We start from the raw sequence: 20841 nt of genomic DNA on the forward strand, positions 1-20841 counted from the left end.
CAAGCGCCACGGCCCGAGCCGTCATTACAGCGCGCCGGCTTCCTTGTAGAAGCGCTCGGCACCCGGGTGCAGCGGGATCGGCAGGTTCTGGGTAGCGGTCTCCAGCTTGATGTCCTGGGCGGCGGAGTGAGCGGTACCCAGACGGCCGAGGTTGTCGAACATCAGCTTGGTCATCTGGTAGGCCACCTCGTCGGACACGCCTTCGTGAGTGACCAGGATGTTGGTGATGGCAACGGTGGGCACGTCGGCGTCCTGACCGTCGTAGGTGCCGGCCGGGATGGTGGCTGCCTCGTAGGCGGCGTTGTCGATCTTCGCGGTCACTTCGGCCGGGATAGCGACGAAGCTGATCTTCATGGTCGAAGCCAGGTCACGAATGGCGGCCATACCCAGACCGGAAGACTGCAGGGTGGCGTCCAGCTGACGGTTCTTGATCAGCTCGACCGACTCGGCGTAGGGCAGGAACTCGACCTTGCCCATGTCCTTGTAGGTCAGGCCAGCGGCTTCGAAGATGGCGCGAGCGTTGAGCTCGGTGCCGGACTTCGGCGCACCCACGGAGATACGCTTGCCCTTGAGGTCTTCCAGGGTCTTGATGCCGGATTCGGCGTTGGCAACGATCTGGATGTAGTTCGGGTAGGTACCGGCGATGGCGCGGATCTTCTTCAGCGGCGCCTTGAAGCCAGCGTCTTCGACGCCGTTCCAGGCATCGGCGACCGAGTCACCGAGGGCGAAGGCCAGCTCACCGCGACCGGCTTCGAGCAGGTTGAGGTTTTCCACCGACGCCTTGGTCGCCTGGACCGAGGTCTTGGAGCCCTCGATGCCGTTGCTGTAGAGCTGCGAAAGGGCCACGCCGATCGGGTAGTACACACCGCTGGTACCGCCGGTGAGCACGTTGATGAAAGTTGGGGCAGCGAGCACTGCGGTGCTGGCAGTGATGGCCGCGGCAGCGGCGAACAGGCTGAGTTTCTTGGTCAGTCGCATGGAAGTATCTCCGTCGTTGTTATTGGCTGTATGCAGAGTTTCACTCTAGACGACGCCGCACAGGCAGCGTCGACGTTGCGCGATCAGCAGCGCAGGGTGCAGCGTAGGACAAGAGCCGCGGCGGGCGCGGTAGGAAGGCGGCCCATGCACGGCAGCGAGTGCGGCATGGCGCGAGGGGCATGGCAGTTCATGGGCTGACCTCTTGTCGTTGTTATGGTCGCCACGTCGGCAAGATGCTGCGCGGCTGTAACTGTCATAGCAGATGCCGTGCCAGGGCCTGAAAAGCCCGAGATAGAGGGGTTAGATCTAAAGATCAATGGGTCATTGAGCGGGAAATCGCCTACATCTGTGACAGGGTCGGCAAAATTCCGCTTATCGCGTCACGCACCCCACAGTAGCCGCGCCCCGCGGCGAATGGCGGCCATCACGCAATACCAAGCTCATACCCAAAAGCTTCGCCTCGGGGCGGGGCTGCCACAGGTCAAGGGAAACCGTCATGCCCGCGCAGGCGGGCACCCAGAATCTGCCAATCAACAGGGCTCCCGACTTCGCGGGAGTGACGATAAGTGGCCTTTTCAGAACATCTCAAGGTTAGCTGCCCACCCAAGATCGCCGGCAAGCCGGCTCCTACAGCGCGCTCATTCTTCGCCGCCTGGCAGATAATCACCGCGCGCCAGGCCATGGCGCTGCATCTTCTCGTTGAGGGTGCGGCGCGGCAGCTGCAGCATTTCCATCACCGCGGTGATGTTGCCCTGGCATTGTAGCAAGGCATTGTGCAGACACTGTGCCTCGAAGGCTTCCATCTGTTGCGCCAGCGCCTGACCGGCGAAGCGCTCGGCCGGCGGTGGGCTGGACAGCCCCAGGGCATGGCGCTCGGCGGCGTTGATCAGCTCACGGACGTTGCCCGGCCAGTCATGACCGAGCAACCGAGCGAGCTCGCTCGGCGCCAGTGGCGGCGCTTCGCGCCCATGACGCAGCGCCGCCTCATGGGCGAAATGTTCGAACAGCAGCGGAATGTCCTCGCGGCGCTCGCGCAGCGGCGGAATATGCAGGGTAGCGACGTTCAGGCGGTACACCAGGTCCTCGCGGAAACGCCCGGCCTTGACCTCGTCGAGCAGATCCGGCTTGGCCGCGCTGATCACTCGCAGATCGACCTGGATGCTCTTGTTCGAGCCGAGGCGTTCCAGGGTCTTCTCCTGCAGCACACGCAGCAGTTTGACCTGTTGCGCCAGCGGCAGACTCTCCACCTCGTCGAGGAACAGGGTACCGCCATCGGCATGCTCGATACGGCCGATGCGCCGTGCCTGGGCGCCAGTGAAGGCGCCGCTCTCGTGACCGAATAGCTCGCTTTCGAAGATGGTCTCGGGAATCGCCGCACAGTTCAGCGCGGCGAAGGCCTTGCTAGCCCGTGGGCTGAAATCGTGCAGGCTGCGCGCCACGCGCTCCTTGCCGCTGCCGGTCTCGCCGCGGATCAGCACGTTGACCGAGGTGCCGGCCAGTTCGAGGATCTGCCGCCGCAGGTTTTCCATCGGCCGCGAAATGCCGATCAGTTGGCTCTCGATACGGCCCTTGTCGGCCACCTGCCGACGCAGTTGGCGGTTCTCGCAAACCAGCCGGCGCTTATCCAGCGCACGGCGCACGCTGTCGAGCAGACGCTCGGGGGTGAAGGGTTTCTCGATGAAGTCATAGGCACCCTGACGCAGTGCCTGCACCGCCATGGGTACATCGCCATGGCCGGTGACCAGGATCACCGGCAGGTCGGTGTCCACCTGCAGCAGCTTATCCAGCAATTGCAGGCCATCGCTGCCGGGCATACGCACATCGCTGACGACGATGCCGGGGAAGTCGCGGTCGACCAGAGCCAAGGCTTCGGCCGCACTGGCGCAGGTACGCACCTCGAAACCGGACAGTTCCAGCCACTGCTGCACCGCCTCGCGAATCGCCGCTTCGTCGTCGACCACTATGACCTGAGCGCTCATGGTACCTCCTCTTGAGAACGGCCGCAGTGTAGGGTGGGTTAGCGCCGCGAACCACTATCTTCAACACAACCCCGCCAGTGCTGCGGCGCGTAACCCAACGGGCGATCTTCCCGCGAGACACCAATGGTGGGTTACGGCGCGGCATAAATTGCGGATTCATCGGTATGCGTGAAGTGCGCCTAACCCACCCTACGCAACCGACACTAACAGGCTGTTACGGCGCGGCCGGCAGCCTCAGGGTAAACACCGCGCCCAGCTCACCGTTATGCGCCTCCAACGTGCCGCCGAGATCGCGCACGATACCGTAGGACACCGCCAGCCCGAGCCCCAACCCCTGCCCCACCGGCTTGGTGGTGAAGAAGGGTTCGAATACCCGACCGAGGGTTTCCTCGGCGATGCCGCCGCCACTGTCCTCGACGCTGAGCAGGCAGCCATCATCTTCGCAGGCGATGCGTACCAGCAGGATGCGTGATTCGCTGTCGGCCATGGCGTCGAGGGCGTTGTGCAGCAGGTTGAGGATCACCTGTTCGATGCGGATGGCATCGCCAAGCACTTCGGCCTCTTCGTCGATCTGCGTGCGCAGCTCCACCTGCTCGCTGCGCATACGCGGCGCCAACAGCTGCAGGGCCTGCTCCAGCACATCACCGAGGCACAGGCGCTCGCTGAGGCCGGCCGGGGTCTTGCGGGCAAAGGTCTTGAGGTGGCCAGTCAGCGCCGCCATGCGCTGCAGCAGGCCATCGATACGCTGCAGACCGTCGCGCACCGCTTCCGGCCGACCACTGTCGAGCAGCAGGCGCAGGCTGCCGAGCTGCATCTGCAGGGCGGTCAGCGGCTGGTTGATCTCGTGCGCCAGCGCCGCCGACATCTGCCCCAGCGCAGCCATCTTGGCGGCATGCACCAGGCCGTCCTGGGCTTCGCGCAGCTCGGCGGTACGCAGTTCCACCTCACGCTCCAGGCGCTCACGGATACCGGCCTGCAGGCGCTGGTTCTTGCGCCGCTGGATAAGGAACAACAGCAGGAAGGCGAAGGTCATCCATACCCCGGCAGCAGCCAGGCGATAGCTGCGCACGCTGTCCGCCAGACCGACCGGCTCGCTGAGCAGATGCAGGGTCCAGCCCTCTTCGGGCATGTGCAGACGCTGCCAGAGATAGTCGCGATTACCGTCGGGGCCATCGACGCGCGCCCAGTCAGCATCGTCGTCGATATGCCGATGCACCTGATGCGCCAGCGGCTGCAGCGCCTGCTCGGCGTAGCGGCGCACCTCCACCAGTTCGGCGCGCGCCTGTTCGTCGAGTGGCTGCAAGGCGCGGAAGCGCCAGACCGGCTTGTTACTGAGGATTACCACCTGATAGCTGTCGGCGACCAGCAGCACGCCGGGCTGACCGACCCATTCGCGCTGCAGGTCTTCCAGCTCCAGCTTGACCACCAGCACACCGAGCAGCTCACCCTTGGCATCGCGCACCACGTGGGAGAGGAAATAGCCGGGAATACCGGTGGTCACGCCCACCGCGAAATAGCGTGCACCGCCATCGCGCAGGGCGTTCTGGAAATAGGGCCTGAAGGCGTAGTTGTTACCGACAAAGCTGCTCCAGTCGCGCCAGTTGCTGGCCACCAGGGTTTCGCCCTGGGCATCGAGCAGGTACAGCACGGTAGAGCCGGCGGCCGCGTTGAGCCGCTCCAGGCGCTGGTTCAGCGCCTGGCGTAGCTGACGATCATGCGGCGCACGCAGCAGGCTGCGGATGTCGCTGTCCAGCGCCAGCACTTCAGGTACCGAGCTGAAGCGCTCGACCAGGGTGCGGATCGACTGGGCATAGAGCTGCAACTGCCCGCGCGCCTCGACACTGCGCTCGTCCCAGGCGCGCTGCTCGGCATGCCGTCCACCGAGCCAGAGGCTCAGCAGCAGACCGGCGAGAATCGCCAGAACGGTGAACAGTACGCGGTAACGATGCTGTTGCGGCAAGGGCATAGGCGGCTCGCGGGATCAATACGAGCCGCATGTTACTCCATCACGAATACAGGTCAGCACGGGTCCACGGCAGATCATGACCGCCGTCATCGCGTGGCTTCACCGCCAGGATCTGATGCAGGTTCATCCAGCCATGCTGGAAGCCATAGGCGCAGCCAGCCAGGTACAAACGCCAGATGCGCAGCGACTTTTCCGGCACCCACTGCGCGGCGGCTTGCAACTGTCGCTCCAGACCCTGGCTCCACAACTGCAGGGTGCGCGCGTAGTGCAGACGCAGGCTCTCGACATCGACGATCTCCAGCCCGGCCTCGCTAATCGCCTTGCTGATGGTCACCAAGTGCGGCAGCTCACCTTGCGGGAACACGTAGCGGTCGATGAACTCACCGGCGCCACGACCGACCGGACGGCCGTCGGTGAAGCGCGAGGTGATGCCATGGTTCATCACCAGACCGCCGGCCTTGACCGCGCCGAACAGACGCTGGCAGTACAGCGGTAGATTGGCGTGGCCGACGTGCTCGAACATGCCGACGCTGACCACCTTGTCGAAGCGGCCGTCCTGCGGCAGGTCACGGTAATCCAGCAGCTCCAGGGTCACGCGCCCTTCCAGGCCTTCCTCGGCCACGCGCTGCAGGCCCAGCTCCAGCTGCGCCTGGCTGAGGGTGATGCCGTAGACCTCGACGTCGAACTCGCGCGCGGCAAAACGCGCCAGGCCGCCCCAGCCGCTACCGACGTCGAGCAGCCTGTCACCCGGCTGCAGGCGCAGCTTGCGACACAGGTGGCGCAGCTTGGCCTGCTGGGCCTGGTTCAGGTCTTCCTGGCCGGTTTCGAAGTAGGCGCAGGAGTAGACCATGTCGCGGTCCAGCCACAGGCGGTAGAACTCGTTGGACAGATCGTAGTGGTAGCTGATGGCCTCGGCATCGCTGCGCTTATCGTGGGCGACGTAATGCTCAGTTGGTGTGGATTCATCACCGAGCAGCGCCGTACTCAGCGCATCGCCAACCTCGATGGCCTCTTCGATAGGGCCTTCCAGGTCCACCCGGCCTTCGACATAGGCAGCGCCCAGAGCATCCAGGCTGGGATGGGCCAGTTGCGTGACCAGCGAGGGATCCTTCACCACCAGCGTCACCCTGGGTTTGGGCCCAAGGTCGATCTGCTTGCCGTCCCACAGTTTCAGGCGCAGCGGCAGTCGTAGATCACGAAGTGCGGTGGGCAGTTGCGCGAGCATGGGCATCCCTCCTGGCCAGGAGTCTGTGTTACAGAGACTAGCTTAGATGACCTTTGCGCCCTTGCAGCAGTTCGATCCTGGCGACTAGCGGCGCCTGAGCAGGGCCACGAAGAACGCTCCGCCAATGGCGGCGGTGACGATGCCGATGGGCAGATCCTGCGGCGCCAGCCAGGTGCGCGCGGCGACATCGACCCAGACCAGGAACAGCGCCCCCAGCAGCGCCGCCACCGGCAACACGCGACGATGCTCGGCGCCGACCAGAAAGCGCGCCACGTGCGGCAGCATCAGCCCGACGAAACCGATGGCGCCGGACAGCGACACCAGCACGCCAGTGAGCAGCGAGGCCACCACGAATACCAGTAGGCGCACCCGCCTAGGCTCCAGGCCCAGGCTCACCGCACTCTGCTCGCCGGCCATCAGCGCATTCAGCGCGCGACCCAGGCCGAGCAGCACGGCCAGCGCCAACGCCAGGCACAGCGCCGGCAGCCAGAGCAGTTCCCAGCGCGCCAGGCCCAGGCCGCCAAGCATCCAGAACAGCACCGAGCTGGCCGCATGGGGGTTGCCCAGGTACAGCAACAGGTTGCTCGCTGCCATCATCACGAACGACACCGCCACGCCGGCCAGCAGCAGGCGCTCGCTGTGCAGCCGACCACCGCGGCTGGCAATCGCCAGCACCAGCAGCATGCTCGCCATGGCGCCGACGAAGGCCGCCAGCGGCAAGCTGAGCATCCCGGCGAACTCGCCCAGGTAGAGCACCACGAGCACCGCACCGAAGGCTGCGCCAGAGCTGACGCCGAGCAGGTGCGGGTCGGCCAGCGGGTTGCGCGTTACCGCCTGCAGCGCCGTACCCACCAGGGCCAACCCAGCGCCCACCAACGCACCGAGCAGCACCCGTGGCGCGCGCAGTTGCCAGACGATGCTGTCCTGGCCGACGCTCACCGCCACTGCGGGCTCGATGCCGAACAGCTGCCGAGCGAGTATTGCCAGCACACGCTCCAGCGGCACCTGAGCCGCACCGAAGACCAGCGACAGCGCACAGGACAGCGCCAGCAATACCGTCAGGCCGAGCAGCAGCAAGTGAAAACGCGTCACTGCGAGAAGGCCTCGGGATGCAGCGCGGCAGCCAGGGTTTCGATGGCGGCGACGTTGTCCAGGCTCGGTGTGACGGCGAGATAGGAGAGCACCACGAAGCGCTGCTGGCGAATCGCCGTGACGCCCTGCAGCGCCGGGTGCTGCAGGAGAAAATCGCGCTTCTGCGCCGCCGTGCGTTCGCCATAATCGACGATTAGGATCAGCTCCGGGTCCTGCTCGACCACGGCTTCCCAACCCACCTGCATCCAGTTGGCCGCTACGCCGTCCATCACGTTGCGCCCACCGGCCGCGGCGATCAGCGACTGCGGCATGCCCAAACGGCCAGCACTGAAGGGCAGGTCCTCGCCGCTGTCGTAGACGAACACCCGCGGTCGCGTCGGTTGCTCACCGAGCTGCGCACTTACCGCTGCCACCCGCGCCTGCATGCCCTGTACCAGGGTCTCGGCACGTTCCTCGACGGCGAAGATGCGGCCGAGATTGCGCAGGTCGGTATAGACATCGTCCAGGCTGGCGACGCGCTTGGGCATAACGTGCGCACAGGACTCGCTGAGCTCGTACACCGGGATGCCGAAGCGCGCCAGGCTGGCCGGGGTGACCTCGCCGCCGATGCGCATGCCGTAGTTCCAGCCGGCGAAGAAGAAGTCGGCGTCGGCATCGAGCAGATTCTCCAGCGACGGATAGCGCGCGGCCAGTTCGGGCAGCCCATCGAGCTGCGCCTGCATGGCCGGCTCGACGGTCTTCCAGCCGCTGATGCCGCTGTAGCCGACCATGCGCTGCCTCAGGCCGAGGTCCAGGAGCATGGCGGTCAGGGTGATGTCGTGGCTGACCGCGCGTTGCGGCGGGCGCTCGATGGTCAGTTGGCGATCGCAGCTGGTGACGGTGACGGCCCAGGCGGGGCTGGCCAGCGCCAGCAGGATTGCACCAACGAGTGTAGGAGCGAGCTTTGCTCGCGAAGCTTCTGTCGTTTCCCAGGGTTCGCGAGCAGAGCTCGCTCCTACAGATGCAGCCGTGCATGAACGCTTCATCAAACAATCCAAGTAATGCGCGGATGACCCGCCAGTGGATGGGTATCGACCAGCGCCTGCAGGCCGAACACCTGCTGCAGCAACTCGGCGGTGAGCACCTCGGCAGGCGTACCGATGGCCACCAGACGGCCCTGGTCGAGCACGCAGAGGCGGTCGCAGAAGGCCGCCGCCAGGTTTAGATCATGGAAGCTGGCCAGCGTCGCCAGGCCCAGCGCCTTGATCTGGCCCAGCAGTTCGAGCTGGTAGCGCGGGTCGAGGTGGTTGGTCGGCTCGTCGAGGATCAGCACTTGCGGCTGCTGCACCAGGGCCCGGGCGAGCAGAGCGCGCTGCTTCTCGCCACCCGAGAGGCAGGCGAAGGGCTGCTGCGCCAGGTCGCTCAAACCGACACGGGCCAGCGCCTCATCCACCAGACGCAGATCCTCGGCATCGTCGCCATCGAACAGCCCCTTGTGCGGCGTACGGCCCATGGCCGCCACCTCGTGCACGCGCAGGCCGAAGTCCTGCGGAAATTCCTGCAGCACCACGGCCACGCGCTGCGCACTCCAGCGCGGCGGGCGCTGCCACAGCGCCTCGCCGTCCAGCTTGACCTGGCCGGCGCTGGGCCGCTGGAAGCGATAGGCACAGCGCAGCAGGCTGGTCTTGCCGCTGCCGTTGGGGCCGATCAACCCCAGCAGCTCGCCGTCGCCGACGTCCAAGTCGATGCCCTCGAGCAGCGGACGCTGGCCGTCGGGCGACCAGGCCAGCGCCTGAATACGCAAACGCGGAGTCATCAGAAGCTGTAATCCGCGGTGACGAAGAACGAACGTGGCGCCCCCAGGTACCACTGCTCGCCGTCGCTGCTGGCGGTGGTGGCGTACTGGCGGTCGAACAGGTTGTTCAGCTCCAGACCCAGGCGCACATCCGGCAACGCCTGCCAGGCGATGTTGGCGTCGACCACGGTGTAGCCAGGCACCTTGGCGGTGTTGGCCGTATCGGCATAACGCGCATCGACATAACGCGCGCCGATACCGGCATCCACGCCACTACCGAGCGCCTTGTTCAGCCACAGGTTGGCGGTGCGCTTAGGCACGTTGGTCGGGCGATTGCCGCTGCGGTCGCCGCCGCCTTCGACGAAGTCGTCGTACTCGGCGCGTACGAAGGCGGCGTTGGCCGACACCTGCCAGCCCCGACCCAGCGCCAATTCCAGGGTGGCCTCCAGGCCATCGGAGGATTGCTGGCCGATCTGCTCGGTGGGCGAGGTCGGGGTTGCGCGGCTGAGCAGCTTCTTCTTGACGATATGGTAGGCGGCCAGCGTCCACTCGCCCTGCCCACCCCAGAACATCTGCTTGAGGCCGATCTCGCTCTGCCTGGCTTCGCTGAGGTCGAACTGCTGCTGAGTCGGGTTCAGGGTCAGCAAGTTGTTCACCCCCTCGGTGCTGGTGGCGTACTGACCGTACAGCGACAGCTCGGGGGTCAGGGCGAAGACCAGCCCGGCACGCCAATTGTCGCCACTCAGGCTGCGGTCGACGCTGCTGCCATCGATCAGGTTGTCGCGCTGCAGATGCACCTGATCACGGCGCACCCCGGTGACCAGCGACAGGCGCTCGGTCAGCTGGGTACGGTTCTCGGCGAACAGCGAGAACTGCCGCGCCAGGTTGCGCTCGCGCGGGCCGTAGCCGAGCGGGTCGGTGCTCTGGTACTGACCGCCGCCGGAGCCGTTCAGCGGCACGCTGTCGCTGAAGCTGCTGGCGAAATCGTGCTGGCGGGCGAAGTGGATGCGGTTGTAATCCACACCAATCACGGTACGGCTATCGAGGCCGAACAGGGTGTGATCGAGGGTGAAGGTCTGGCGGTCGCCGACCTGTTCCTGGGTGTGCTTGATCTCGTAGAACTCGCTGCGCTCGACCGTATCGCCCGGCTGCCAGCGAAAGGCCTCGGCATTGCGCCAGTAGCGCTGGGTTTTGATGTAGTAGAGCTGGTTGCTGGCACTGAGCACGTCGTTGATGTGCCAGTCGCTTACCAGGCGGGTGATCTGGTCGTTGTAGCGAATGTCGGCATTGGCGACGTTGTAGTTACGTTCGCGGATGCTCTCGCGGTACTTGCCGGCCACCAGCGGCGTGCCGAGATAACGCATCGGGCTCTGGTCGCCATGGTCATGGGACAGGGTGAAGCTCAGGTCGTCATGGGCGTCCCAGCGCAGGGCCGCGCTGAGCGCCAGGCTGTCCGAATCACCGCGGTCGACCCAACCATTGCTGGCCTGCTGATTGATGTTGAAGCGGTAGCTCAGTTCGTCACTCAGCGAACCGCCGCTGTCCAGCGCAGCCTGGCGGCGGTCGTCGCTGCCGTAGCCGAGGCGCAGCTGGTTGCGGATCTCGCCGGCGAAGGGCTTCTTCGGCACCACGTTGATCACCGCGCCGGTGGCGCCCTCACCATAGAGCACCGAAGCCGGGCCGCGCAGCACGTCGATGCGCGCTACCGACCAGGTGTCCACCGGGAAGGTCACGGTGCCGGCGCCGACGTACTGGCGGGTGCCATCGTACAGCTGCATGGTCGCCGAATGGCCGGTGAAGCCGCGCGCCGACAGCGCGGTGCCGCCATTGCCGGGCGAGCCGATGCTGCTGATACCCGGCGTGCGGGTCACGGCGTCCTGCACCGTGAGGTTGTTGCGCCCACGTACCTCGGCGCCGCTCAGGCTGCTGGTGCTGGCCGGGGTTTGCAGGGCCGACAGCTCCAGGCGCGAGCCGGACGTGGTGGGCGTATGCAGATCGCTCTCGCCTTCCTCGGCAGCGGACGCCTGGACGGTGACGGCAGGGAGATCGACATGAGATTCGCTGGCCATGGCCACACCGCCGACCAGCAGCGCGAATGGCAGGGAGCAGAGGCGTAGAAGGTGCTGCACGCGAGTGATTCCGGATCTTCCAGGAGAGTCGTCAGGACGCTCCAGGCTCCGGGTGTGCGCGTTGAAGGCGGTCAGCCTTGACGCTTCGCAGTCGGTGCCTGAGGCGATAATGTTATTGTTATAACATAACATTATCGTTTTTCGCAGGTAGCCTGAAACGGGCTCACGCCCTTCGTTCAGGCATGCAGAAGAGAGGTTCTTGTAGCGGAAATGGCGCGCCATATTGCTTCCATCGCAAAGAGAAAAGGCACGGCAATCCGATGGAAATGCGCAACAGCAGACAGGGGCACGGCGGCGCCCTACTGGAGTCAACGCCCGCCCACCGCGGGTTGCCAGACACAAACGACTCCAGGCCGGTCTCCGGGCTTGCGAGGGTCATGAACGCATCGCCTTCCCATGCGCGGGGCGCACAGTGGCGTATCGATGCGGTCGCTCGCTTACCGTTGCGGGGGCAGCGTCGGACTTCAACCGACTTCCCGTTTCACCTCACGCGCGGCGGCGTGAGACACCTGAAGCGGGGCGGATATGACCACCCACACCCGCTCAAGTCAAGGCGCGGGGGCAATTGCGGGAGGCGCTTTAGCGGCGACTGCTCGTAGCCTGGATTGGCCGCAGGCGTAATCCGAGTTGCTAATTGTTGCCCTGCTCATCGATGCGCAACTCCGGCAACGCCCTACCCGCCACCAGGCGCTCATCGACCAGGCGAATCACCGCCGCCTCGTCCTTGATGCCGTACCACTCGCCCTGTGGATAAAGGCTCGCAGTCGGCCCCAGATCGCAGGGGAACTGGCACTGGCTGCGGGTGATATGCACACCGCCCTCGCACTCCAGCTTTCCCGCGGCCTTGAGCCGCTGACGCAGAGTTTTCCACAGGCCCAGCGCGCCCTTGCGGGTGCAGCGCGGGCCGTTGCACAGCAGCAGGCGCTGCGCATGCGGTGGGATCTGCGACCAGGCGTGATGCGCAGGAACGGGCGGCACATCGCTGCAGGGCAGATGCGCTTCGCGATGCGCCAGCAGTGCGCTCAGGCCATCGAGCCAGGTGTCCTCCAGTGCCGTGCAGACCACGAACACCTCGGCGCCGTCGCCCCGTTCGGCGATGCGCTCGCGCAGCCAATCACGGTGCGCAGCATCGGCGCGCGGCTCCAGATCGACCACCAGCAGCGGGCGCGGCGCCTCATCGATGGCCTGCCAGAAGCCATCCTGCTCGCTGTCATGCAGATGCGCCTCGCCGAGCAACGCTTCAATGCGCTGCTGCAGACGCTCGGACGATGCCCCACGACCCAGGCCGGGGCCGATGAACAGAACGCGGGCGTAGGGGGTTTGGCTCATGACGGTCTCCAGAACGGGCCGGCAGTCTAGCAGCGCGTCGTGGTCCGGAGGCAATCCGGCGGGTAATAGAAGGCCCGGTGCGCGCGGCGCACCCTACGGAATCAGCGCAGGCGTAAGGCCGCCAGGCCGGCGTTGGCGGGTTTCACCCGCCCTACAAGGACAGCGCCTCGTAGAGAGCGCCCAACTCCGCGAACTCACGCGTTACCGCCGGCAACTCAGGCCGGCGCAGCAGCAACACCGGCAAGCCCAGCTCACGGGCCACCTGCAACTTTGGCTCGGTGGAGGCGCTGCCGCTGTTCTTGCTTACCAGCACGTCGCAGCGGATACGGGCGAACAGCGCGCGTTCCTCCTCCAGGGAGAAAGGCCCACGGGCACCGATGATCTCGGCGCGGGTTGGTGCCGGCTCGGCCTGCAGGCAGCGCACCGTCCAGTGCTGGTGCGCGGGAATCTCGTGCAAATGCGCCAGCGGCTCGCGGCCGGAGGTGAAAAACGGCCGCTCGAAAGGTGCCAGCGCACGGGTCAGTTCATCCCAGCCTTCCACCTCGCGCCAGTCGTCACCCGGACCCGGTTGCCAGCCAGGGCGCCGCAATGCCCAGCATGGCACGCCCGCCAGTTCTGCAGCGCGGGCCGCGTTATGGCTGATCTGCGCCGCATAGGGGTGGGTCAGATCCAGCAGCAGCTCGATGCCTTCGCGGTCGATAAAGGCCGCCAGGCCTTCGGCACCGCCAAAGCCGCCGACGCGCACGCAGCAGGCCAGCTCATCCGGCACGCGACCAAGGCCGGCCAGGCTGTAGATGGTTTCCGACCCCAGTCGACGCGCCAGACGCAGCGCCTCGGTGGTGCCACCGAGCAACAGGATGCGTGCGCTCACGGTTTGCGCACCGCCAGCAGGGTGATCGGCAGCGCCGCACGCCAGGTGTCGAAGCCGCCCAGCGGCTGCGCCTGGGCCACGGCAAGACGCAGCAGCTCGCCGCCCTGCTGCTCACGGAAGGCCACCAGCGCCGCCTCGCTTTGAATGGTCACGGCATTGGCCAGCAGGCGCCCGCCGGGCTTGAGTGCGGCCCAGCAATCATCCAGCACACCGGGCACGGTGACGCCGCCGCCGATAAAGATCGCATCCGGTGCCGGCAATCCGACCAGCGCCTCGGGTGCATGCCCGGCGACCAGCTGCAGACCGGGTACGCCGAGGGCATCTCGGTTGTGGCGGATATGATCCTGACGGCCCTCGTTGGCCTCGATGGCGATGGCGCGGCACGTCGGATGTGCGCGCATCCACTCGATGCCGATGGAACCGCAGCCAGCACCGACATCCCACAGCAGCTCGCCGGGCAGCGGCGCCAGGCGCGCCAGGGTCACCGCGCGCACATCGCGTTTGGTCAGTTGGCCGTCGTGGCGGTAGGCCTCGTCCGGCAGGCCGCAGGTGGGCGGCAGCAGCGTTGTCCCGGCGTCCGCCAGGCACTCCACCGCCAGCAGGTTGAGGTCGGCGCCGCGCGGAAGGTTCCAACTCGCGGCCAGGCCATCGAGACGGCGCTCGTCGGGGCCGCCAAGGTGCTCCAGCAGGGTCAGGCGGCTGGCGCCGAAACCGCGCGCGCGCAGCGCTTCGGCAACCTGCGCGGGGGTGTCGCCATCGGCGCTCAACACCAGCAGGCGCATGCCGGGAAACAGCCGGCCGTTGAGCGTGGCCAGCGGCCGCCCGACCAAGGAGACCACTTCCATCTCCTGCAGCGGCCAGCCCAGGCGCGCCGACGCCAGCGACACCGAGGACGGCGCAGGCAAAACCTGCAACTCGTCGGCCGGCACCTGCCGCGCCAAGCTGGCGCCGACGCCGTAGAACATCGGGTCGCCACTGGCCAGCACGCACACGGCCTCGCCGCGTCGGGCCAGCAACGGCTGCAGATCGAACGGGCTGGGCCAGGTTTCCCGCTCGCCGCTGATGCACGGCGGCAGCAGCGCCAGCTGGCGCGGCGCGCCGACGACGCGCGTGGCCGCCAGCAGAGCACGGCGCGCGGCCTTGCCCAGGCCGGGATAGCCGTCTTCGCCGATGCCGACCAGGGTCAACCAGGGTTTCATCCAATGTCCTCGCACAGGCCCGACGGACCGCCTGTCCGCGCTCGGGGCAAAGCGGGCATAATAGCGCCTTCGTCGGTGCCCTTGAGTCGATACGACTCAGTAAAGGGCCTAAGGAAACTCTGAAATAGTCGTTATTCCCGCGCAGGCGGGAATCCAGAATCTCAGTACTACCTGGGCTCCCGCCTTCGCGGGAGTGACGGTAAATGGCCATTTCAGAGTTTCCCCAAGAGGGAACACGGTAAAACCGTGGCTGCCCCCGCAACTGTAAACAGCGAGTCCAACGCAATCGGCCACTGGAAACAGGCCGCTGAAAAACGTAAGCGAGGCAGGCAAGACAAGGCAAAAACGACCGAAAAAACGCAGTTTACGTGTTGTAAATGAGCATTTTGAGGCCGTTTTTAACGCCGTATTGCCAACGCAGATAGTTTTTCAACGGCCTGTACCGGGAAGGCGCAGCGGATCAAGACCTGTCAGCCAGGAGACCTGCCGACGAACGCTGGTCGCGAGTGCCAACATCGGGCGGGGTGTACCGATGCCATGGAGTCCCCTATGGGATTTCGCTGGTTCGGTCGCCGCGTCGTTATCCACAGGTGACCGCTTGCCCACATCCGTCCGCCCTTCCGCCTGCCCCGGCCTGCTGCGCATCGTGCCTGCGCTGGACGGTGGCATCTGCCGCATCAAGCTGCCTGGCGGCGTGCTGCGCAGCACCCAGGCGCGGGCGATTGCCGAGGCAGCGCGGCAGCATGCCAGTGGCGTGCTGGAGCTTACCAACCGCAGCAACCTGCAAATTCGTGGCGTGCTCCCCGGCCAGGAAGCGCCGCTGATCGATGCCCTCCTCGGTGCCGGCCTCGGCCCGCGAGTGGCCGCCGCCGACGACGTGCGCAACCTGATGCTCAGCCCTGCCGCCGGCCTCGACCCGCAAGCGAGGCTGGACGTACGCCCGCTGGCTGGCCAGTTGCTCGACCTGTTGCAGGACACCCCGGCACTACATGCCCTTTCACCCAAGTTCGCCCTGCAACTGGACGGCGGCGAAGCCCTGGCCATGCGCGAACACCCACACGATCTATGGCTGGTCGCCGAGAACGAGCAGCACCTGCTGCTGGGCCTGGCCGGCTGCCCTGCCGAGACGCCGCTGGCGCGCATCGAAGCGACACACGGCGTAGAGCTGGTGCGCCAACTCCTGCTGCTGTTCCTCGAACTGGCGACTCCCGAGCAATCGCGCATGCGCCAGTTGCTGCAACAGATCCCAGCCGACGAACTGCTGCAACGTCTGCAAGCACGTCTGGATTTTCCCTTGCAACCGGTGCCTGTAAATTGGCAGCAGAGCGCTCCGCTCGACCACGTCCCGGCTGGTATTTATCCACAGGCGCAGAGCGGCCTGTGTATGGTCGCTGCTGGCGCCCAACTAGGCCGGCTGCACGCCGAGCAACTGTTGACGCTGGCCCAACTGAGCGAGCACCACGGCGATGGAAATTTACGCCTGACGCCCTGGCAGGGCGTGCTGCTGGGCAATGTGCCGGAAGCCGCCAGCGGTGAGCTGCTGGCGGCGCTAGGCGAGCTCGGCCTGCTGACGCATATCGACGAACCGCTGCTCGGCCTGGTCGCCTGCACCGGCGCGGCGGCCTGCGAGCGCGGCCTGGCCGATAGCAAACACCACGCCCTGCACCTGGCGGAGCTGCTGCGCGAAAGCGGCGCCCGCCCGCAGGTGCATCTCAGCGCCTGCCCGCGCAGTTGCGCCAGCGCCCGCGTGCTGCCCTATACCCTGCTGGCCAGCACGCCCGATCACTACCAGCTCTACCAACGCACACCCGAGGCGCCCGGTTTCGGCCGTCTGCTGGCGCCAGCCATGACCATCGACGAAGCCGGCGCCTGGTTCGCCCGCCAACACCCCGCAGGAACCCCCGATGCTTGATTACATCCGCGACGGCCAGGAAATCTACCGCCGCTCCTTCGCCACCATCCGCGCCGAGGCCAACCTCGATGGCATCCCCGCCGACCTGGAAAAACTCGCCGTGCGGGTGATCCATGCCTGCGGCATGGTCGATGTGGTGGAGGACCTGCGCTTCTCCCCCGGTGCTGGCGCCGCTGGCCGCGCCGCCCTGCTAGCCGGCGCGCCGATCCTCTGCGATGCGCGCATGGTCGCCGAGGGCATCACCCGCCCGCGCCTGCCGGCGAACAACCAGGTGATCTGCACCCTGCACGACGCCGGCGTACCGGAGCTGGCCCGCGAGTTGGGCAACACCCGCTCGGCGGTGGCTCTGGAACACTGGCGTGAACATCTGGAAGGCAGCGTGGTGGTGATCGGCAACGCGCCCACTGCGCTGTTCTACCTGCTGGAAATGCTCGACGCCGGCGCGCCGAAACCGGCGCTGATCATCGGCATGCCGGTGGGCTTTATCGGCGCGGCAGAATCGAAAGATGCGCTGGCCGCAGACAGCCGTGGCGTGCCCTACGTGATCGTCCGTGGTCGCCGCGGCGGCAGCGCCATGGCAGTGGCGGCAGTCAACGCCCTCGCCTCGGAGGTGGAATGATGGCCGGTCGTCTACTCGGTCTCGGCGTCGGCCCCGGCGACCCCGAGCTACTTACCCTCAAGGCGCTGCGCCTGCTCAAAAGCGCGCCGGTGGTGGCCTACTTCGTGGCTAAGGCCAAGCACAATGCCGGCCATGGCGGCAATGCCTTCGGCATCATCGAAGAGCACCTGGACGCCGCCCAACAGCGCCTACCGCTGGTCTACCCGGTGACCACCGAGAAGCTCGCCCCGCCGCTGTCCTACGAGGATGTGATCGCCGACTTCTACGACACCTGCGCGCAGCAGATCGCCCAATTACTGGACGCCGGCCAGGACGTGGCGGTGATCTGCGAAGGCGACCCGTTCTTCTACGGCTCCTACATGTACCTGCACGACCGCCTGGCCGACCGCTACAAGGTGGAGGTGGTGCCCGGCGTCTGCTCCATGCTCGGCTGCGCCTCGGTGCTGGGCACGCCGCTGGTCTACCGCAACCAGAGCTTGAGCGTGCTCTCTGGCGTGCTGCCGGAAGACGAGCTGGAACAGCGCCTGCGCGACGCCGAAGCGGCGGTTGTGATGAAGCTCGGGCGCAACTTCGACAAGGTGCGCCGCGTGCTGCGCAAGCTCGGCCTGGACGACCGCGCCCATTACGTCGAACGCGCGACCATGGTTAGCCAGAAGATCGTGCCGCTGGACGAGGTAGAGCCCATGGATTCGCCGTACTTTTCCATGATTCTGGTGCCTGGGCAGAAATGGCGGGGGTAATGCCGTAGGGCGGGTGCAACCCGCCTGCAGCGAGCTGGCGGGTTGCACCCGCCCTACCCGTCTCAAGACCGTATACGGATGCACCCCGGGAAACCCATTCCCCGGATTGCAAGGATTTACCGCATGAACATCGTCATCCTCGGCGCCAGCGCGCTGGCCACTGCACAACGCCTCAAGTCACTTTATCCACAGGCCGTGATCCATGGCCTGCGCGGCCGTGCCGATGGCGCCGAACGTCACTACGACGACTTCGGCGAACACCTGCGCGCCCTGTATCGCGCCGGCCAGCCGCTGCTGGTGCTGTGCGCCGCCGGCATCGTCATCCGCAGCCTGGCCGCGCTGCTGGCGGAAAAAGGCGCCGAGCCGCCGGTACTGGCCCTGGCCGAAGACGGCAGCGCCGTGGTGCCGCTGCTCGGTGGCCTGGCCGGGGTCAACCGCCTGGCCCGCGAGATCGCCGCGCACCTGGGTGTGACGCCGGCCATCACCACCAGCGGCGAGCTGCGCTTCGGCACCTGTCTGCTGGAACCACCGGCCGGCTACGCGCTGGCCGACCTACAACAAGGCAAGCGCTTCGTCAGCGACCTGCTCGGCGGCGAAAGCGTGCGTATCGAAGGCGAGGCGCCCTGGCTGGAGGCGGCGCAGCTGCCGGTAGATAAGACCGCGTCGCGGGTTATCCATGTCACCGCCGAGCAACGTCCACCGAGGGCCGACGAACTGCTGATCCACCCGCGCAGCGCCGCCGCACTTATCGAACGCCCCGGCGCCGACCTACCGGCTCGCCTGCAGCAGGCGTATAGCGATGCCAACCTGGCGCCGCAAGCGCTGGCCGTTTTGCTCGCGGACAAAGACTGGATGGCCAATGCCGAGCTACACGCTGCTGCAGCCGAGTTGAACCTGCCACTGCGCTTTATTCACAGCACAGCCGAGCTGCCGCCCGAGCACCATGCCGGCGACGGCCTGCGCCTGCTGCTGGGCGAACAACCACTGGATATCGAACGCCTCGGCCAGCGCCGTGGCCGCCTCAGCGTGGTCGGCCTCGGCCCCGGCGCCGCCGAACATATGACGCCCGCCGTGCGCCGTGCCCTCGACGAAGCCGAAGACCTGCTCGGCTACGACACCTACGTGAAAATGGCCGGCCCGCTGCGCGCCGATCAATGCGTGCACCCCAGCGACAACCGCGAGGAGCTGCAGCGCGCCGCCCACGCCTTCGAACTGGCCGCCAGCGGTCGGCGGGTGGTGATGATCTCCTCGGGCGACCCCGGCGTGTTCGCCATGGCTGCCGCCGTGATGGAGGCGCTGGAAAGCCCGCAAAACGAAGCCTGGCACAGCGTCGAGCTGGAAGTGCTGCCGGGCGTCTCCGCCGCCCTGGCCACCGCCGCCAAGGCCGGCGCGCCGCTGGGTCACGACTTCTGCTTGATCTCACTATCTGACAACCTCAAGCCTTGGGCGGTGATCGAAAAACGCCTGCAGCATGCCGCCATCGCCGATCTGGCCATGGCCTTCTACAACCCGATCTCCAAGGCCCGGCCGTGGCAGCTCGGTCGCGCCCTGGAGCTGCTGCGCCAGCACCGCGAACCGCAGACCCTGGTGGTGCTCGGCCGCGACATTGGCCGCCCCGCCGAGTCCCTGCGCAACCTCACCCTAGGCGAGCTGAGCCCGGAGATGGTGGATATGCGCACCCTGGTGATCATCGGCTCCAGCCAGACCCGTCGCTTCCCCCGTGCCGATAGCGGCGAGTGGGTCTATACGCCGCGCTGGTATCCCGATCTGTAGGAGCCCGCTTGCGGGCGATCCAGCACCGTCGAACACATTGATCGCCGGCAAGCCGGCTCCTACGAAAAGCGCGTCTGCGCGCACCTTACAAACCTACGCGCCAAGTGCCGATATCCCAACCCGTAGGAGCCCGCTTGCGGGCGATCCAGCACCGTCGGACATACTGATCGCCGGCAAGCCGGCTCCTACGAAAAGCGCGTCTACGCACACCTTACAGACCCACGCACCAAGTGCCGGTATCCCAACCCGTAGGAGCCCGCTTGCGGGCGATCCAGCACCGTCGGACACCTTGATCGCCGGCAAGCCGGCTCCTACGAATGGCACGCCTGCACAAACCTTCTAGTCCTGTTCGCCGAACGCGGTAAGCTCAAGCGTTCACAGCACAAATGGGCAACAGGCGATGAACGCGCAATCTTGGGTCGACCTCAAGCAGGATGCCGATACCGGCATCGAGGTGATCCGTGCGCATTTCGAGGGCCACGCCTACGACCCGCACTGGCACGACAGCTACCTGATCGGCTTTACCGAGCAGGGCGTGCAGCAGTTCCACTGCCGACGCGCGCTGTTCAGCAGTGTGCCGGGACAAACCTTCTTCCTCGAACCTGGCGACATCCATGACGGCCATGCGCCGACACCGGGCGGCTTCACCTACTCCACCCTCTATCTCGAGCCGGTCTGGTTGGAACGCGCGTTGCCGGCGCTGTTCGAGCAGGCACCTGCCGACTGCCTGCCCGGCGTGCCGCGCACCCAGCCGGACGACCCCGGCCTGCTGCCCTGTATCGCCAATGCCCTGCAGGCGTTGAACGACAACGAGCCACGCATGGTGCGCGACGCGGCGCTGGATACGCTGCTGGAGCGCATCTCACGCAGCCTGCACTGGCGCCAGCGCCTGCCGGGCAGCCCGCAGATACCCCGCGTGGCCCTGCGTGCCCGCGACTACCTGCACGCACACTTTCACCAGAACATCGGCCTCGACGAACTGGCGCGAGTCTGCGGCGTCGACCGCTTCCGCCTCAGCCGTGCGTTCAAGGCAGCCTTCGGCATCGCTCCTCATGGTTACCTGATCCAGCTGCGCCTGGTGCGCGCACGTCGGCTGCTGGCCCTCGGCACGGCACCGGCGGATGTCGCCAGCGACCTGAGCTTCGCCGACCAGAGTCACCTGGGCCGCTGGTTTCGCCGCGCCAATGGCCTTACCCCAGGCGCCTACCGCAGCCTCTGCACAAAGCTTCAAGACCGCTGAATCAGCCAGCCGGAC

At 66.4% G+C, this 20841-nt stretch carries 16 protein-coding genes and 2 riboswitches; of the genes, 5 read left to right on the forward strand and 11 right to left on the reverse strand.

From position 1 onward, the window contains the following. Positions 1–24: 24 nt before the first annotated feature. The 11 genes from BLT86_RS18905 to cbiE all read right to left on the reverse strand — a co-directional run bounded on the left by BLT86_RS18905 (position 25) and on the right by cbiE (position 14542). Positions 25–978 carry a TAXI family TRAP transporter solute-binding subunit gene (locus BLT86_RS18905; RefSeq protein ID WP_072425202.1) on the reverse strand — a complete coding sequence of 318 codons (954 nt, stop codon included), beginning with the start codon at positions 976–978 and terminating at the stop codon, positions 25–27. Positions 979–1616: 638 nt separating this feature from the next. After that, positions 1617–2957, reverse strand: coding sequence for a sigma-54-dependent transcriptional regulator (locus BLT86_RS18910; protein WP_074915649.1), 1341 nt, complete (start codon positions 2955–2957; stop codon positions 1617–1619). Between the two features lie 214 nt (positions 2958–3171). Continuing rightward, the gene (locus tag BLT86_RS18915; RefSeq protein ID WP_092378930.1) at positions 3172–4923 is read right to left on the reverse strand and encodes a sensor histidine kinase; all 1752 of its coding nucleotides are present in this window, start codon (positions 4921–4923) and stop codon (positions 3172–3174) included. Positions 4924–4963: 40 nt separating this feature from the next. Beyond that, the gene (gene cfaB, locus BLT86_RS18920) at positions 4964–6148 is read right to left on the reverse strand and encodes a C17 cyclopropane fatty acid synthase CfaB (protein ID WP_092378933.1); all 1185 of its coding nucleotides are present in this window, start codon (positions 6146–6148) and stop codon (positions 4964–4966) included. Between the two features lie 84 nt (positions 6149–6232). Then, positions 6233–7240 carry a FecCD family ABC transporter permease gene (locus BLT86_RS18925; RefSeq protein ID WP_092378935.1) on the reverse strand — a complete coding sequence of 336 codons (1008 nt, stop codon included), beginning with the start codon at positions 7238–7240 and terminating at the stop codon, positions 6233–6235. Continuing rightward, positions 7237–8265, reverse strand: a complete 1029-nt coding sequence (locus BLT86_RS18930; protein ID WP_092378938.1) for an ABC transporter substrate-binding protein — start codon at positions 8263–8265, stop codon at positions 7237–7239. The genes BLT86_RS18925 and BLT86_RS18930 overlap by 4 nt, the downstream gene beginning before the upstream one ends. Next, positions 8265–9035 (reverse strand): ABC transporter ATP-binding protein, encoded by a 771-nt coding sequence (locus tag BLT86_RS18935; RefSeq protein WP_092378940.1) that lies wholly within the window; start codon positions 9033–9035, stop codon positions 8265–8267. The genes BLT86_RS18930 and BLT86_RS18935 overlap by 1 nt, the downstream gene beginning before the upstream one ends. Continuing rightward, positions 9035–11143 (reverse strand): TonB-dependent receptor, encoded by a 2109-nt coding sequence (locus BLT86_RS18940; RefSeq protein ID WP_092378944.1) that lies wholly within the window; start codon positions 11141–11143, stop codon positions 9035–9037. Before BLT86_RS18940 ends, BLT86_RS18935 begins: the two co-directional genes overlap by 1 nt. A gap of 334 nt (positions 11144–11477) precedes the next feature. Beyond that, positions 11478–11671: riboswitch (cobalamin riboswitch) on the reverse strand. 102 nt (positions 11672–11773) lie between these two features. Next, positions 11774–12472: a (2Fe-2S) ferredoxin domain-containing protein gene (locus tag BLT86_RS18945; RefSeq protein ID WP_092378946.1), complete on the reverse strand. Its 699-nt coding sequence runs from the start codon at positions 12470–12472 to the stop codon at positions 11774–11776. A 151-nt stretch (positions 12473–12623) separates the two neighbouring features. Beyond that, on the reverse strand, positions 12624–13343 hold the full coding sequence (locus tag BLT86_RS18950; RefSeq protein ID WP_092378949.1) for a cobalt-precorrin-6A reductase: 720 nt from the start codon (positions 13341–13343) through the stop codon (positions 12624–12626). Next, positions 13340–14542 carry a precorrin-6y C5,15-methyltransferase (decarboxylating) subunit CbiE gene (cbiE, locus tag BLT86_RS18955; protein WP_092378952.1) on the reverse strand — a complete coding sequence of 401 codons (1203 nt, stop codon included), beginning with the start codon at positions 14540–14542 and terminating at the stop codon, positions 13340–13342. Before cbiE ends, BLT86_RS18950 begins: the two co-directional genes overlap by 4 nt. A gap of 180 nt (positions 14543–14722) precedes the next feature. Continuing rightward, positions 14723–15047: riboswitch (cobalamin riboswitch) on the forward strand. Between the two features lie 93 nt (positions 15048–15140). On the opposite strand from cbiE, the gene cobG reads away from it, so the two are divergent. From cobG to BLT86_RS18980, 5 genes are all read left to right on the forward strand, one after another. Continuing rightward, positions 15141–16454, forward strand: coding sequence for a precorrin-3B synthase (gene cobG, locus BLT86_RS18960; protein WP_092378955.1), 1314 nt, complete (start codon positions 15141–15143; stop codon positions 16452–16454). Beyond that, positions 16447–17073 (forward strand): precorrin-8X methylmutase, encoded by a 627-nt coding sequence (locus BLT86_RS18965; RefSeq protein WP_092378958.1) that lies wholly within the window; start codon positions 16447–16449, stop codon positions 17071–17073. Before cobG ends, BLT86_RS18965 begins: the two co-directional genes overlap by 8 nt. Next, positions 17070–17813: a precorrin-2 C(20)-methyltransferase gene (locus tag BLT86_RS18970; protein WP_167377331.1), complete on the forward strand. Its 744-nt coding sequence runs from the start codon at positions 17070–17072 to the stop codon at positions 17811–17813. Before BLT86_RS18965 ends, BLT86_RS18970 begins: the two co-directional genes overlap by 4 nt. Positions 17814–17936: 123 nt before the next feature. Continuing rightward, positions 17937–19586 (forward strand): precorrin-3B C(17)-methyltransferase, encoded by a 1650-nt coding sequence (gene cobJ / locus BLT86_RS18975; RefSeq protein ID WP_092378964.1) that lies wholly within the window; start codon positions 17937–17939, stop codon positions 19584–19586. 400 nt (positions 19587–19986) lie between these two features. Further along, positions 19987–20826: an AraC family transcriptional regulator gene (locus BLT86_RS18980; protein WP_092378967.1), complete on the forward strand. Its 840-nt coding sequence runs from the start codon at positions 19987–19989 to the stop codon at positions 20824–20826. Positions 20827–20841: the final 15 nt, after the last annotated feature.

It is taken from the genome of Pseudomonas sihuiensis (assembly GCF_900106015.1).
In the GTDB taxonomy this organism is placed as follows: domain Bacteria; phylum Pseudomonadota; class Gammaproteobacteria; order Pseudomonadales; family Pseudomonadaceae; genus Aquipseudomonas; species Aquipseudomonas sihuiensis.

Bases quoted from the DNA above. Each gene is read 5' to 3' on its own strand.
- BLT86_RS18905 (WP_072425202.1), bottom strand. From the start codon at position 978: ATGCGACTGACCAAGAAACTCAGCCTGTTCGCCGCTGCCGCGGCCATC.
- BLT86_RS18910 (WP_074915649.1), bottom strand. From the start codon at position 2,957: ATGAGCGCTCAGGTCATAGTGGTCGACGACGAAGCGGCGATTCGCGAG.
- BLT86_RS18915 (WP_092378930.1), bottom strand. From the start codon at position 4,923: ATGCCCTTGCCGCAACAGCATCGTTACCGCGTACTGTTCACCGTTCTG.
- cfaB (WP_092378933.1), bottom strand. From the start codon at position 6,148: ATGCTCGCGCAACTGCCCACCGCACTTCGTGATCTACGACTGCCGCTG.
- BLT86_RS18930 (WP_092378938.1), bottom strand. From the start codon at position 8,265: ATGAAGCGTTCATGCACGGCTGCATCTGTAGGAGCGAGCTCTGCTCGC.
- BLT86_RS18935 (WP_092378940.1), bottom strand. From the start codon at position 9,035: ATGACTCCGCGTTTGCGTATTCAGGCGCTGGCCTGGTCGCCCGACGGC.
- BLT86_RS18945 (WP_092378946.1), bottom strand. From the start codon at position 12,472: ATGAGCCAAACCCCCTACGCCCGCGTTCTGTTCATCGGCCCCGGCCTG.
- cbiE (WP_092378952.1), bottom strand. From the start codon at position 14,542: ATGAAACCCTGGTTGACCCTGGTCGGCATCGGCGAAGACGGCTATCCC.
- BLT86_RS18965 (WP_092378958.1), top strand. From the start codon at position 16,447: ATGCTTGATTACATCCGCGACGGCCAGGAAATCTACCGCCGCTCCTTC.
- BLT86_RS18970 (WP_167377331.1), top strand. From the start codon at position 17,070: ATGATGGCCGGTCGTCTACTCGGTCTCGGCGTCGGCCCCGGCGACCCC.
- cobJ (WP_092378964.1), top strand. From the start codon at position 17,937: ATGAACATCGTCATCCTCGGCGCCAGCGCGCTGGCCACTGCACAACGC.
- BLT86_RS18980 (WP_092378967.1), top strand. From the start codon at position 19,987: ATGAACGCGCAATCTTGGGTCGACCTCAAGCAGGATGCCGATACCGGC.